Source organism: Arthrobacter sp. Cza30, from assembly GCF_059090765.1.
In genome coordinates this window covers 787950-802054 of the sequence record NZ_JBNHGA010000003.1, presented here as the reverse complement: position 1 = coordinate 802054, position 14105 = coordinate 787950, and the positions used below count along the sequence as shown (strand labels likewise).

Below are 14105 nucleotides of genomic sequence, written 5' to 3'. Positions count from 1 at the left end.
CGGTAGAATGGACGAGAACCCTGATCGCCCGTGCCGCGCGCGTGAGCCCCCGGCCGACGACCACGAGGAGGCCCGAGATGCTCCTCGTGCTCGGCGCGTTCGCCATTCTCCCGCTGGTGCTGCCGTGGCTCGTCCGGCGCATCGGATCCCGCGCGTTCTATGTCGCCGCGCTGCTGCCGATCGCCGCGTTCATCCACGCGGTCGTGCTCACGCCGCAGGTGCTCGCCGGCTCCGACCCGGTCGAGTCCGTCCGATGGATCACCGCGCTCGACATCAACCTGTCGATGCGCATGGACACGCTCGGCTGGCTCATGACCCTCATCGTCACGGGCGTCGGCGCGCTCGTGATGCTGTACTGCCGCTGGTACTTCGGCGGCGGCGAGACCAACCTGGGCCAGTTCGCAGGAGTGCTGCTCGCCTTCGCCGGCGCGATGTACGGGCTCGTCCTCACCGACGACCTGCTCGTGCTCGTGATGCTTTGGGAGGTCACGAGCATCCTGTCGTACCTCCTCATCGGGTACTACAACCGCCGCGCCGTCAGCCGTCGCGCCGCCCTGCAGGCGCTGCTGGTGACGACCCTCGGCGGCTTGGTCATGCTGATCGGCGTCGTGCTGCTCATCGTCGAGGCGGGCACGGCGAGCATGACGGCGATCCTCGCGCAGGCGCCGACGGGCCCGATCGTCGAGGCCGCGCTCGTGCTGCTGCTGGTCGGCGCGCTGAGCAAGTCGGCGATCTTCCCGTTCCACTTCTGGCTGCCCGGCGCCATGGCGGCGCCCACCCCGGTGAGCGCCTACCTGCACGCCGCCGCGATGGTGAAGGCGGGCATCTACCTCATCGCGCGCTTCGCACCCGTCTTCGCGGTCGCGCCGCCGTGGCGGCCCATCGTGGTGTCGCTCGGCGTCTTCACCATGCTGCTGGCCGGCTTCCAGGCTCTGCGCGAGACCGACCTCAAGCGCGTCCTCGCGTTCGGCACCGTCAGCCAGCTGGGCATGCTCACCGTCGTCCTCGGATTCGGAACGCGGGATGCCGCCCTCGCGGGGCTCGCGCTGCTGCTCAGTCACGCGCTGTTCAAGTCGTCGCTGTTCCTCGTGGTCGGCGTCATCGACCGTCAGCTCTCGACCCGCGACCTGACCGAGCTGTCCAGTGTCGGCCGGCAGGCCCCCGTCCTGGCCGCGTTCTCCATCTTCGCCGTCGCCTCGATGGCCGGCATCATCCCGACGATCGGCTTCGTGGCGAAGGAGGGCGTGCTCGCCGCGCTGCTGCAGGAGGCGCTGGGCGGCTCGGTGTGGGGCATGGTCGCCGTGCTCGGGGTGAGCCTCGGGTCGGTGCTCACCGCGGGCTATGGCATCCGGTTCATCTGGGGCGCGTTCTGGACGAAGCGGACCGACGGCGGAGAGCCGGCGCCGACGACGACGTGGCCCGACCCGCCCTTCGGCTTCCTCGCCGCCCCGGTGCTCTTGTCGGCGCTGTCGCTGGCCACAGGATTCCTCGCACCGTGGCTCGACGAGACCTTCGCGGCCTACGCCGATGAGGCGCCGGCGGCGACGCCGGGCATCGCCGCGCCCGAGCATCCGGCGCATCTGGCTCTCTGGCACGGCCTCGAGCCGGCTCTGTTCATCTCCCTCGGCACCATCGTGCTCGGGGCGGTGGTGTTCTGGGCGACGAGGTCCTGGCGCCCGGCCCGGCGCCTGCTGCCCTTCACCGCCGCCGACGTCTACAACGCCGCGCTGCGCGGCGTCGCTCGGCTGTCGGTGATGACCACCAGCCTCACCCAGCGCGGTTCGCTGCCGGTCTACGTGGGCACGGTGTTCATCGTGCTGGTCGCCGCCGAAGCGACCGCGCTGCTGGCGAGCGACGAGCTGCGTGCCCAGCTGGATGCGTTCCAGACGCCGGTGCAGCTCGCCGTCGCTCCGGTCATGATCGCCGCGGGTCTGGTCGCGGTCCGTGCGCGCAAGCGGTACACCGGCGTCGTGCTCGTGTCGGTCACGGGCCTCGGCATGGTCGTGCTGTTCGCGACCAGCGGCGCCCCCGACCTCGCGCTCACGCAGATCCTCGTCGAGACGGTGACGCTCGTGGCGTTCGCCCTCGTGCTGCGCCGCATCCCCTCGCGGCTCGGCCAGCACAACGCGTCGGTCTGGCCGGTCGCCCGGGCGGTGCTCGGGGCGGCGGTGGGCGTCACGATGGCGCTGGTGGCCATCGTGGCCACCAGCGCGCGCGTCGACGACCCCATCTCCGACGGGTTCCCGTCGCTGGCGTACGAGCTGGGGCACGGGCGCAACGTGGTGAACGTCGCGCTGGTGGACCTGCGCGGCTGGGACACGATGGGCGAGCTGTCGGTGCTCGTCCTCGCGGCGACGGGCGTGGCATCCCTGGTCTTCGTGACCCACCGCGCCGACACGCTGTCCCGCTTCATCGCCCCGCTGCCGGCGACCGTCGCACACAACCGGCGGCCGCTGATCGAGACGGCGGACGGAGTGAGGCCGCGCGGCGAGGCGCGTGGCCGCATGGCATGGCTCGTCGGTGGCCCGCGGGTGCGTCCTGAGAACCGCTCGATCATGCTCGAGGTGATCGTCCGGATCCTCTTCCACACGATCATCGTCGTGTCGCTGTACCTGCTGTTCGCCGGTCACAACCTGCCCGGCGGCGGCTTCGCGGGCGGGCTCGTGGCCGCCATGGCGCTGGTGATGCGGTACGTGGCCGGCGGCCGGTACGAGCTCGGCGCCGCCGCGCCCACCGACGCCGGACGGCTGCTCGGCATCGGCATGGCGATCGCCGTCGGCTGCGCCATCGTGCCGCTCTTCTTCGGCGCGCCGCCGCTCACGAGCACATGGTTCGAAGCCGAGCTGCCCGTGCTCGGGCACGTCGAGTTCGTGACCTCGACGCTCTTCGACGTCGGCGTCTACCTCGTGGTGATCGGGCTCGTGCTGGACGTGCTGCGCAGCCTCGGCGCCGAGGTGGACCGGCAGGCGCACGCGGCGCGGGTCGCACGACGGGGGGTGAGCGTCCCATGACCGCCTCGCTCGTTCTCATCATCATCATGGGCGTGCTCTTCGCCTGCGGCGTCTACGCGATGCTCGAGCGGAGCCTCACGCGCGTGCTGATCGGCTTCCTCCTGCTGGGCAACGCGGCGAACCTGCTGCTGCTGATCGTGATGGGCGACCCCGGCGTCGCGCCGTTCTACGGCGACGCCGCATCCCCCGACGACATGTCCGACCCGCTGCCGCAGGCCCTGATGCTCACCGCCATCGTCATCACCTTCGCGGTCTCGGCGTTCCTGCTCGCTCTCATCTACCGGTCGTGGCAGCTCGGACAGGCCGACACGGTGACCGACGACGAGGCCGACCTCGCGGTGCGCGGCCGCAGCGCCGAAACCGAGGACGCGATGGACGACGAGACCGAGATCGAGGACACCGACGACGACGCCACGACGGACTTCCTCGGCACGCGGACCTCGCCGATCCTGGTGCTCGGCAGCCGCGACGTCGCCGGCGTCCGCGACGACGCCCCCGTCGATCGGCCGAGGCGAGGCCGCTCCATCGACGACGCCGACGACCACTCCGACCGCCAGGGGGACGACCGATGATGGCCTTCGCCCCCAGTCTCGTCCCGCTCCTGGTGACCCTGCCGCTCCTCGGGGCGGCGCTGACCCTGATCGCCGGGCGTCACCGCCGCACCCAGGTGCTCGTCTCGGTGGCGACGCTGACCCTGGTGTGCGCGATCGCGTCCGTGCTCCTGTACGTGGTGGATGTCGGCGACCAGCCGATCGCCGTGTCGGTGGGAGCGTGGCCGATCCCGTTCGGCATCGTGCTCTACGTCGACCGCCTCGCGGCGCTGCTGGTGACCGTGTCGAGCGTCGTGCTGCTGGCGGTCCTACTGTTTTCCGTGGGCCAGGGAGCCGCGGATGGGGACGACGAGACCCCCGTGTCGATCTTCCACCCCTCGTACCTGATCCTCGCCGCGGGCATCTTCAACGCCTTCATCGCCGGCGACCTGTTCAACCTCTACGTCGGTTTCGAGATCCTCCTGGTCGCCTCGTACGTGCTCATCACGCTCGGCTCCACGGAGTCGCGCATCCGCACCGGTGTGGTCTACATCGTGGTGTCGCTGGTGTCGTCGATCCTGTTCCTGGCCTCGATCGCGATGATCTACGGCGCACTCGGAACGGTCAACATGGTGCAGATCGCCGAGCGCATGGGCGAGCTGCCGCAGCAGACCCAGCTGGTGCTGCACCTGATGCTGCTGCTGGCCTTCAGCATCAAGGCGGCGGTCTTCCCGCTGTCGTTCTGGCTGCCCGACTCGTATCCGACCGCGCCGGCCCCGGTCACGGCGGTGTTCGCGGGCCTTCTCACCAAGGTCGGCGTGTACGCGATCATCCGCACCGAGACGGAGCTGTTCCTCGACAACGACGTCAACATGCTGCTGATGATCGTCGCGCTCGCCACGATGATCGTGGGAGTGCTCGGGGCCGTCGCACAGGCCGAGCTCAAACGCATCCTGTCGTTCACGCTCGTGAGCCACATCGGCTACATGATCTTCGGCCTCGCGGTCGCCACACCGGCGGCGATCGGCGCGACGATCTACTACATGGTCCACCACATCGTGGTGCAGACCACGCTGTTCCTCGCGGTCGGACTGGTCGAGCGGCGCGCCGGCAGCACATCGATCCTGAGGGTCAAGGGGCTGATGAAGGCGGCGCCCGTGATCGCCGTCCTGTACTTCATCCCGGCCATCAATCTGGGAGGGCTGCCGCCCTTCTCCGGCTTCATCGGGAAGTTCGCGCTCTTCGACGCCGCGGCCGAGGTCGGCACGCCGATCATGATGCTGCTCATGGTCGGAGGCATCCTCACCAGCCTCCTCACGCTCTACGCGCTCATGCGCGCGTGGAACCTGTCGTTCTGGCGCGAGGAGGACGACTCGGCCGAAACCGAGGCCCGCATCTCGTACCTCGGAGCCGCCCCGGCCGCCGGCGTCGAGACGCAGCGCCGTGTCATCCCGCGCATCATGACCGCATCGACGATGGGCATGGTCGCCATCACGGTGGCACTGACCGTCTTCGCCGGTCCGCTCTACGACGTGTGCGCCCGCATCGGAGCGGCCCTGCTGGAGCCGGTGACGCTCGTGCAGCTCGAGCAGGATCACGACAAGAGCACCGATGGGATCACCGACGGAGGTGATCGATGACGACGGATGCTTCCGCCTCGCCGGGCGGAGAGAAGCGCAACCTGTTCGCGCAGGTGTGGCGCCAGCTGCCGTTCTTCGTGTGGCTGATCGCGCTGTGGATGCTGCTGTGGGGTCAGTTCACGTGGCTGGCCTTCCTGACCGGGCTCGCCGTCGCCCTCTTCGTGACGCGGGTCTTCCGGCTGCCCCCGGTGGAGCTGTCCGGGCGGGTGAACCTGTGGTGGGGCCTGCTGTTCGTGCTCGAGTTCATGGTCGCCCTGGTGCGCGGGTCGCTCACGGTGGCGTGGCAGGTGCTCGATCCTCGTCGCCAGCCCGGTGCCGCGATCATCGCCGTGCAGCTGGTGACCGACGACGACCTCATCATGACGCACACCGGGGTGACGGCATCCCTCATTCCCGGCTCGCTCATCGTCGACGCCGACCGGGACCGCCGGATCCTGTATCTGCACGTGATCGGCGTGCGCGATGCCGCCGATGTCGAGCGGCAGCGTGCCAGCGTGAAGCACTGGGAGCGGCGCCTCGTCATGGCGGTGGGCTCCCGCGCACAGGTGGCGGCCGTCCGAGCGGATGCGGGTGCTCCGCGTCCCCGCCCGATCAAGGGAGGCGCGGCGTGAACATCCTGCTCGCAGCGATCTTCGTCGTCTTCGCCGTCGCCGCGCTGCTGACGCTCTGGCGCATCGTCATCGGTCCGTCGATCCTCGACCGTGCGGTGGCATCCGACGTCCTTCTCACCGAACTGGTGTGCGTGCTGGGCGCCGAGATGGCGATCAACCACCACACCCGGACGCTGCCCGTACTGCTGATCATCGCCGCGATCGGCGTCTTCGGGTCGATCTCCATCGCCCGCTTCGTCGCACGGAGGGACAACACCGACCGATGAAGACGACAGCCCGACTTCTCCCGGCCGACGTTCCCGTCGTCGACCTCACCTCTCCGTGGGATGCCGCGCTCGACGTGGCGACCGTCATCCTGATCCTTCTCGGCGCGCTGCTCTGCCTCATCGCGGCGATCGGCCTGCTGCGGTTCCGCGACGTGCCGTCGAGGCTGCACGCGGCGACGAAGCCTCAGGTGCTCGGGCTCATCCTCATCTGCCTCGCGATGGCGCTGTCGCTGCGGTCGTGGCCGGTCGTGGCGTTCCTCGTGCCGGTCGTGCTCGTGCAGCTGGCCACCGCGCCGCTGTCGGCTCACATGGTGGGGCGCCAGGCGTACCGCAACGGGACCATCGACGAGGCGCGACTGGTCGTGGACGAGCTGGCCGAATCCAAGAGCACTCCGCCCGCCGCCGGCGGCTGACGCGTATCGAGACGCACCCCGCGTGCTACGGTGCGCCAGAGGCACGACTCGGAAGGATGACGTGACCGACGACGACCACACTCTCGGCCTCGCCCTCGGCGGGGGCGGCGCCTTCGGCGCGGCGCACGTCGGCGTGCTGCAGGTGCTGGCCGAGCGCGGCATCCGTCCGGGGATCGTCACCGGCACGAGCTCGGGCGCGCTGATCGGTGCGGCCTATGCGGCGGGCCTCGAGCCCGACGCGATCGCCCGCGCGGCCGCCGCATTCCGCTGGCGGGCGATCGCGCGATGGTCGCCGAAGCTCCGCTGGGGTCTGCTCGACACCGCCGTCATCGCCGACGCCGTGCGCAGCGTGCTCGGCGACGACCCGCTCATCGAAGAGCTGCCGCGACGCTTCGGCGCGGTCGCCACTGACATCCGCACGCGCCGCGCCGTGATCCTCGACCATGGACCGCTGAGCACGGCGCTGCGCGCGACCGTCGCCGTCCCCGGATTCGCGCCACCCGTACGGGTGAACGGCGCGCTGCTGGCCGATGGCGGCATGGTCGACAACGTCCCGGTGTCCGCCGCTCGGACGCTCGGCGCCTCCCGCGTCATCGTCGTGCGCCTGCACGCGAAATGGGAGACCGTGCGCATGATGCGCACCATCACGCGCACGGCCGAGCTGCAGCGCGACCCGTCCATCGTGCTGATCCAGCCCGAGATGGCCGGCATGGCGCAATGGCGGATGACCGACGTGGCCCGCCTCATCGCCGAAGGGCGCCGCGCCGCGACGGATGCCTTGGACGCCGCCGCGCACCGCGTCGGGTGACGCACCTCACATTCCGCGGCGCCGCATCGTCGGAGTGAGTATGAGACGCGTTCATTTCATCGCGCTGACGGCTTCAGCACTCCTCGCCTTCTTCGTCGGCATCTGGGCCTACTTCTTCCCGCAGGGCTTCTACGATTCGTTCCCCGGAGTGCTGGGCTCCTGGGTGTCCGTCGACGGCCCGTTCAACGAGCATCTGATCCGCGACGTCGGGGCGATGTACCTGGCACTCGGCGCGGCCAGCATCGGCGGACTGATCTGGCGCAACGAGATCGCGTATCGCGTGCTCGGGCTCGCCTGGACGGTCTTCGGACTCCTGCACTTCCTGTACCACGCGTTCCATCTGCAGCACATGCCGGTCGCGGGCGCCATCGGCGAGATGGTCGCGCTCGGGGTGAGCCTGCTGCTCGGCATCCTGCTCCTGCTCCCGTCCCGTAGCGCCGACGCGCCCACGAGGTAGCGGGCCAGAGCGCGCGCCTCAGGCCGCCATCGCGAGTTCGCCGTACCCCATCGCGATGAAGAAGGCGAGCACGGACAGCACGATCGTGACGGGCACCATGGTGAATCGCTCGGGCTTGCTGCGCGAGATCGCGTTCATCAGGATGCCGAGCACGAAGTACCCGAAGACCACCCACATCGCGACCTCCGAGAACGGCTCCCCGAAGACGTCGATCGCGCCCACGCGGTCCCACGCGATGACGCCGATCAGCGCGTAGATCAGGATCGACACCGCGCTGCCGATGCGCAGTCGCGCCGGCAGCACCCGATGCTGGCCGCCCCACGCGAAGCGGCCGAGCGGTGCGCCGAGCGCGAGGGACAGCTGGAACAGCGCGAGAAGGCCGAGCAGGATCGTCAAGGCGAGGGCGAAGGGCACGTCCCTCACCGTAGCGGCGGGTGGCGATCGGCCGCCTGTCAACCCCGGCGACGGCGGCGCGGACCGTCGCCGAGACTCGGTCAGCGCCGCGGACCGCGGTGGAACGCACGAAGGATCGGAGAGTGGAGATGCCAGACCTCGGCGGGGACCTCGGAGACAAGTTCAAGCAGGTGGCGGACAGCAAGAAGGGCGAACAGGCCACGGACGCAGGGATCGACAAGGCCGGCGACGCGGCGGACTCGGCGAGCGGTGGCAAGTTCAGCGACAAGATCGACGCCGGAGAGGATGCCGCGGACGAGAAGGTGGGCGACCAGTAACGAGCGACCTACGTGTGACCGGTGGCGCGGCCGGCTGAGCGGATCAGGCGTCCGCGCCGTCGAACGCCGCCCGCAGGTAGCGCGGAGCCTGCACACGCCAGGCCTCGGTGATGAGCTCGGCCAGGTGGTCCTCGTCGATGTGGGCCATGCGAAACGCGACCTTGGGCTCGCCCCACGACGTCGTCCGCTCGAGGAACACCTCCGGTGCCATCTCTCTCAGCGCCCGGGCATCGAGCGGATCAGCCACCTTGACCCCGACGACGAGTTCCGACGCGATGATCGCGCGTGCATCGTCCGGGATGCTGGGCCACGGGTGGCACTCCCAGGCATAGAGCTTGTTGCGGACGAACCAGGCCGCACCACCCGTGGTGGCGCGCTCCTCGCTGCCGGGCAGCGTCGCGGCGATGCGCCGGATGTCGTCGAGGCTGGCCACGCCCCGAGCCTATGGTTCGCCGCAGACACTGCAGCCGGCACCCGGAATTCCCGTTGTCCCGCGCCCGGATCCTCATGGCGGCATCGTGCTGCCGTGTTCCGGATGGTCGCCCGCATCGGCTAGGTCGTCCTCGGCATCGTGCACGTGGTCATCGGCGAAGGGGTGAATCAGACGGCGAAAGTCTCGACCATTGCGACGAGGAAGAGCGCAGCCGCGACGATCGCACCTGCGGTGCGCACATGATTCCAGGCCGTCCATCGTGGGCGGAAGTCGTTCCACGCGTCCGCCAGCGGTGCAGACTGCTCGGGAGCGGCAGCGAGGGTGTTGTTGCGAGGGACGTTGGCGCCTGCAGTGACGCCGATGACCGTGATGAGGTAGACGGCGGTGCCGGCGGACGCCCACCAAACGGCCTCCGCGCCCTGAAGAATCGCTAGCGCGGCAACGATCACCGCGAGCAGCGCCGTGCCGAACAGTTCGAGCATCAGCGGGGCGCGCACCGCGGTCACGTTGATGGCGCGCATGGCTCGGGCTGCTTCCGCCGGGGGAAGCCGGTTCAGCCCTTGCATCACGAAACCCGAGAAGGCGAAGAACACGCCTCCAGCGACAGCTGCGCCCACAGCCGAGGCAGCGAGAAGAGTGGAGAGAAGGTCATGCACGCCGCCAGTCTGCCAGCACGTCTCGACGCCGCCTTCGGCGGAAACCGCGAACTATTCGCAGCCCGACGTTGCACGTCTGACCCGACCTCAGTGGTCGGCGGGATCGTCGACGGGTGAGCGCCGCTCCATCATGATCGTGTCGCGCCAGCGCCCAGCGTGCGGGCCGAGCTGCGACCGTGCGATCCGCTCGCGTCGCCCCACGATCCGGAATCCCGCCCTCTCGTGCAGGCGCAGGCTGCCGACGTTCTCGGGGAAGATGCTCGACTGGATCGTCCAGTAACCGGCGGCGTCCGCGGCGGCGACGAAGGCGGTGAGCAGCTCTCGACCGATGCCTTCACCCTGCCGTGTCGGATCGACGTAGAGGGAGTGCTCGATCACCCCGCGGTAGACCTCCCTGGCGGACACCCGGGACGCAGCCACCCACCCGACGACGGTGCCCGTCTCGTCCACGGCGACCAGGCGTGCGTCGGCGATCTTCCTCGCATCGAACTGGTCCCAGTCGGGCGTGACGGTCTCGAAGGTCGCTTCGCCGCCGGCGATGCCGGCGGCGTAGATGGCCTCGACCTCGGGCCAGTCGTCCGCACGCATCGGGCGGATCTCGATCCTGCTCACCTCAACCAGGATGCCTCATCGCCGGGGGCCCTGACGCACCGTGCGCCCGCCACGAGTGGCGGGCGCACGAAAGCGGCGCGCCGACCGGAGTCGACGCGCCGCTTCGTGGGGTCACTCGGCGACGATCACCTGGACGTCATCGATGAACCCGGTGTTGTCACCTTCGAACGTCGTGGCGACGAACGAGATGGTGTGCTCACCCTGCTCGACGGTGAACGAGTCCGTCTGGTGGAACTCGTACTCCCCGCCCTGCGGCGCGAAGTGGCCGATCAGCTGGTCGTCCACGAACACGTCGAACTCCTGCAGGCCGCCGAAGCCGACACGGTTCGCCGCGTAGAACGTGATCGCGAACGTCCCGGCCGGGAAGATCACCGTCTGATCGATGCGGCTGTTCAGGCCGGAATCGGTCTTCAGGTAGGCGGTGCGCTCGCCTTCCGGGGCGGGTGCCACGGGCACGAACACACTGTTGTTGTGCTGGATGCCGGCACGGGCGCTGAACGTCCAGCCGTTGACCATCGGGCCGTTCGCCGTGCCTCCCGTCGCCGGGCTCTCGAACCCTGCGTTGAAGATCGTCACGACCGGCACCTCGTCGGGAACCTCCGGGTTGACGAAGCAGCGGTTGTCGCCGCCCGGGTTGGGGTCGCCGCCGAAGGATGCCGCCGTGCACTTCACCCCGTCCGTGAAGGTGCCGAAAGTGAACAGGCCGTCGGACCCGAAGGCGACGCTCGCCTCGCCCTCGAAGGCGCACACGCCGCGGTCGGCGTACTGGCAGAACTCGTACCCGTCAGGCGCGTTCTGCACGTCGAGCACCTTGTAGAGCCGCGAGGTCACACCCGAGGGCTCGTGCCCCGGCGCGATCGCGATCGCCCGCAGGTACGTCGTCCGGAGCGGCTCCAGGAAGACCGGACCCGTGTACAGCGTGGAGTCGGCCGTCGGGACACTGCCGTCCGTCGTGTAGCGGATCTCCGCCTCCGGCGTTCCGCTCGTGATCGTCACGGCCTCCACCGACGGGTAGAGCCCGCCGTCGAGGCTGAACACCGGGGCGTCGGTCACGCCCGGCTTGGATGCCGGCGTCACCGTCACCTGCGCCACGCCGTAGTCGCCGCTCCGCGTGGTGGCGCGGACCGCGACCGTGCGCTCGGTGTCGACATCCGGAGCGGTGAAGACGCCGTTGCGGTCGACCGAGCCGTTGCCTTCGCCGACCACCGACCACGTGACCTCGCCCTTGCCCTTGCCGCCGTCGATGATCGAGGCATCCAGCTGCACCTGCGCACCGCCGGCGACCGTCGACTGCGCCGGCGTGACGGCCACCTGGGTGGCTGCCGGAGCGGTCGTGTAGATCGCGAAGGTGTGGTCGCCGCCGATCTCGGCATCGGTGAACGCCGACTTCTTGGGCTTGAACTCACCGCTCGAGGCGGGAAGCAGCGCGTTGTCCTCCGGCTGCGCCACCGAGTCGTCGAACACGAAGCGGTTGAAGCGGTCGTTCACGTTTCCGCCGGTGAACTGCACCGTGACGTCCTTGGGACGCCCCGGCGCCGTCTCCACCAGAACCGTCAGCTCGCCCTCGGCGTCGCGGAACGCGGTCGCGCGCACGTCGTCATCCGACACCTCCGTCGCCAGCACCGTGCTGTGCTCGGGGATGTAGCGCATGAGGAGCCCCGCCTCGTAGAACGCGGCGGTCGGCTTCAGGCCCAGCACCAGCGAGTCCCACATGTTGAAGGCGCCGTTGGTGTCGCCGCGCGGGTCGTCGGTCATGACGCCGTTCAGCTGCCACACGAGGTTCGAGTGGACGCCGCTGTTGGCGCTGCGGATGATGTAGTTCGAGTAGCCCGTCTCCCAGACGCTGGTGCCCGGGTTCGTCCAGCCCATCTCCGACAGGTTGAGCGGTGCGTCGCCGATGGTCGCGCGGCGCTGGTCGATGGCCTGGCTCATGAAGTCGTACGACTCGCCGTAGAGGTGGAAGGAGTACTGGTCGAAGACGTCGCCCGCGTGCTCGGCCATGTACTGCGTCCAGTCGGGGGCGTTGACCTCCTCGGGGCCCCAGATCTGGACCTGGTCGCGCAGCCCGTCGGCCTGGAGCTGCTCGTGAACCTTCCGGGCCATTTCGGCGTAGTACGCCTTCTGGTCGGCGGGACCTTCGAAGTCCCAGCTGCCGTTGGGCTCGTTGTAGAACGTCAGGTAGTCGACGTTGTCGTAGCCGCGCTCGACGATCAGCTCGTTCAGCAGAGCGGATGCCGAGTGCCCGTACGCGACGAGGTCACCGGGCGCGCTCTCGTAGGGCTTCTGCACTCCCGGGTAGAGGAACCAGTCGTGCACGCGCTCGCCGACCTTCCACCCGAAGTTCAGCAGCACCTCGGTGCCGGCCTGCTTGAAGGCGTCCATGTAGCGGTAGAACGCCTGCATCTCGGGGCTCTCGAAGTCGTACTGACCCTTCTCGAGCTCCATCCAGTCGATCTGGAACCACACGCGCGCCACCTTGGGCTGCACGGTGAGGATCCGCTCGACGTCGACCTCCCAGTCGGCCTCGTCGTAGCCGTAGGCCGCGGTGTCGCCCATGAGGCTCCATGGGATGACGTTGACCCCGATGCCGAGGTAGTCCTCCTGGAGCACCTCGTCGAGGTTCACCGTGACCGTGCGCTGCGCGTCCGTTGACGCGGCGAACGCGGGCAGCGCGGGCACCAGAGTCCCCACCGCCAAGGCTGTCGTCGCCGCGAGTGCGGTGCCGATACGCCGTCGTCGCATTCCGTTTCTCCTATCGCCGTTGATAGAGCGCAGTGCCGCTGGTTCGAGAACGTCGCTGGGGACACCAGATGTAGTGACACTACGCACTTCGTGGTGTCAGACACGTTAGACGGCCACGAAAGCGCCGCGCAAGGGGTCCGGGAAAGGCAGTGAAGGTAGTGCCGCTACTCGCTGACGCTCGCGGTGGTCGCCGCGGTCGACGCAGCGGACAGCTCGCGCACGGTGTCGAAATCACCCGCGGCGATCGCGGCCGTCGGCACCATCCACGACCCGCTCACCGCGAAGACCGACTCATGCTCGAGGTACTCGCCGGCGTTGTCGATCGAGACGCCGCCTGACGGCAGGAACCGCACCTCGGGGAAGGGTCCGGCGAAGGCCCGCACGGCGCCGAGCCCGCCGATGGCCCCGGCGGGGAACAGCTTGAGGTGACGGATGCCGTGCGCGAGCGCCCGCTGGATCTCGGTCGCCGTCGCGACACCGGGGACGATCGGGATGCCGCGCTCGGTCGCCCGTGTGAGGACTGCGTCGTCGAGCCCCGGCGACACCAGGAACGCCGCGCCGGCATCGGCCGCGGCATCCACCTGATCCGCCGTCAGCACGGTGCCGGCCCCGACCACGAAGTCGGCGCGTCCGGCGACGGCACGGATCGCGTCGATGCCGGCCGGAGTGCGCAGCGTGATCTCGGCGCACGTGATGCCGCCGCCGGCGAGGGCGTCGGCGAGGTCGGGAGCCGCGCCGGCGTCGTCGAGAACGACGACCGGGACGATGCGATTGCCGCGCAGCATCCGAGCCGGGTCGCTCATACCGTGAAGCCCACCCCGGCGGTCAGCAGGATGTTCGCGTAGGGGGTGTCCTCGCCCGTGCGCACGATGAAGCGCGCGGCCGCCGAGCGGCGCTTGAGCTCTGCGTGGTCGACCGTCTCGGCATCCGGGAAGCGGTCGCGAATGAGCGCGTCGATCGGCGGGTTGCCCTCGGCGAGCTCGGTGGCGACGAGCGCGTGCTCGACCACGACCTCGTCGGCGATGGCGTCGAAGACCGGCGCGAACGCGGGAAGACCGTAGACCACGCGCAGATCCACCACCGGAACGCCCGGGGGAATGGGGAACCCGGAGTCGACGATCAGGATCTGATCGGTGTGGCCGAGGCGGGCGATGTGGGCCGAGAGCTCGCCATGGAGGATGCCGGTGCGCTTCAT

General features: G+C 69.5%; 16 protein-coding genes. 9 read left to right on the top strand and 7 right to left on the bottom strand.

The window, feature by feature from the left end; all coding sequences use genetic code 11:
• Positions 1–77 precede the first annotated feature (77 nt).
• From AC5RVZ_RS13245 to AC5RVZ_RS13210, 8 genes are all read left to right on the top strand, one after another.
• Positions 78–3011, top strand: a complete 2934-nt coding sequence (locus AC5RVZ_RS13245; protein ID WP_494066217.1) for a Na+/H+ antiporter subunit A — start codon at positions 78–80, stop codon at positions 3009–3011.
• The gene (locus AC5RVZ_RS13240) at positions 3008–3583 is read left to right on the top strand and encodes a Na(+)/H(+) antiporter subunit C (protein ID WP_494066216.1); all 576 of its coding nucleotides are present in this window, start codon (positions 3008–3010) and stop codon (positions 3581–3583) included. The genes AC5RVZ_RS13245 and AC5RVZ_RS13240 overlap by 4 nt, the downstream gene beginning before the upstream one ends.
• Positions 3580–5181, top strand: a complete 1602-nt coding sequence (locus tag AC5RVZ_RS13235) for a Na+/H+ antiporter subunit D (RefSeq protein WP_494066215.1) — start codon at positions 3580–3582, stop codon at positions 5179–5181. The genes AC5RVZ_RS13240 and AC5RVZ_RS13235 overlap by 4 nt, the downstream gene beginning before the upstream one ends.
• Entirely contained in the window at positions 5178–5792 is a 615-nt protein-coding gene (locus AC5RVZ_RS13230; RefSeq protein WP_494066214.1) for a Na+/H+ antiporter subunit E, read from the top strand. The genes AC5RVZ_RS13235 and AC5RVZ_RS13230 overlap by 4 nt, the downstream gene beginning before the upstream one ends.
• A complete protein-coding gene (locus tag AC5RVZ_RS13225) occupies positions 5789–6058 on the top strand; it encodes an MrpF/PhaF family protein (RefSeq protein ID WP_494066213.1) in 270 nt (89 codons plus the stop codon). The genes AC5RVZ_RS13230 and AC5RVZ_RS13225 overlap by 4 nt, the downstream gene beginning before the upstream one ends.
• The gene (mnhG, locus tag AC5RVZ_RS13220) at positions 6055–6471 is read left to right on the top strand and encodes a monovalent cation/H(+) antiporter subunit G (protein WP_494066212.1); all 417 of its coding nucleotides are present in this window, start codon (positions 6055–6057) and stop codon (positions 6469–6471) included. Before AC5RVZ_RS13225 ends, mnhG begins: the two co-directional genes overlap by 4 nt.
• A gap of 61 nt (positions 6472–6532) precedes the next feature.
• Positions 6533–7279 carry a patatin-like phospholipase family protein gene (locus AC5RVZ_RS13215; RefSeq protein WP_494066211.1) on the top strand — a complete coding sequence of 249 codons (747 nt, stop codon included), beginning with the start codon at positions 6533–6535 and terminating at the stop codon, positions 7277–7279.
• Between the two features lie 40 nt (positions 7280–7319).
• Positions 7320–7736: a hypothetical protein gene (locus AC5RVZ_RS13210; RefSeq protein ID WP_494066210.1), complete on the top strand. Its 417-nt coding sequence runs from the start codon at positions 7320–7322 to the stop codon at positions 7734–7736.
• Between the two features lie 18 nt (positions 7737–7754).
• Here AC5RVZ_RS13210 and AC5RVZ_RS13205 read toward each other — a convergent pair whose 3' ends face one another.
• Entirely contained in the window at positions 7755–8150 is a 396-nt protein-coding gene (locus AC5RVZ_RS13205) for a hypothetical protein (protein ID WP_494066209.1), read from the bottom strand.
• 128 nt (positions 8151–8278) lie between these two features.
• Here AC5RVZ_RS13205 and AC5RVZ_RS13200 point away from each other — a divergent pair, with 128 nt between their 5' ends.
• Positions 8279–8467, top strand: a complete 189-nt coding sequence (locus AC5RVZ_RS13200; protein ID WP_494066287.1) for an antitoxin — start codon at positions 8279–8281, stop codon at positions 8465–8467.
• 43 nt (positions 8468–8510) lie between these two features.
• On the opposite strand, the gene AC5RVZ_RS13195 is transcribed toward AC5RVZ_RS13200, so the two are convergent.
• From AC5RVZ_RS13195 to rbsD, 6 genes are all read right to left on the bottom strand, one after another.
• Positions 8511–8900 (bottom strand): MmcQ/YjbR family DNA-binding protein, encoded by a 390-nt coding sequence (locus tag AC5RVZ_RS13195; RefSeq protein ID WP_494066208.1) that lies wholly within the window; start codon positions 8898–8900, stop codon positions 8511–8513.
• 167 nt (positions 8901–9067) lie between these two features.
• Positions 9068–9556, bottom strand: a complete 489-nt coding sequence (locus AC5RVZ_RS13190) for an anthrone oxygenase family protein (RefSeq protein ID WP_494066207.1) — start codon at positions 9554–9556, stop codon at positions 9068–9070.
• 87 nt (positions 9557–9643) lie between these two features.
• Positions 9644–10168 (bottom strand): GNAT family N-acetyltransferase, encoded by a 525-nt coding sequence (locus tag AC5RVZ_RS13185; RefSeq protein WP_494066206.1) that lies wholly within the window; start codon positions 10166–10168, stop codon positions 9644–9646.
• A gap of 111 nt (positions 10169–10279) precedes the next feature.
• Entirely contained in the window at positions 10280–12910 is a 2631-nt protein-coding gene (locus AC5RVZ_RS13180; RefSeq protein WP_494066205.1) for a chitobiase/beta-hexosaminidase C-terminal domain-containing protein, read from the bottom strand.
• A 164-nt stretch (positions 12911–13074) separates the two neighbouring features.
• The gene (gene eda, locus AC5RVZ_RS13175) at positions 13075–13713 is read right to left on the bottom strand and encodes a bifunctional 4-hydroxy-2-oxoglutarate aldolase/2-dehydro-3-deoxy-phosphogluconate aldolase (protein WP_494066204.1); all 639 of its coding nucleotides are present in this window, start codon (positions 13711–13713) and stop codon (positions 13075–13077) included.
• Positions 13710–14105: a D-ribose pyranase gene (gene rbsD / locus AC5RVZ_RS13170; protein ID WP_494066203.1), complete on the bottom strand. Its 396-nt coding sequence runs from the start codon at positions 14103–14105 to the stop codon at positions 13710–13712. The genes eda and rbsD overlap by 4 nt, the downstream gene beginning before the upstream one ends.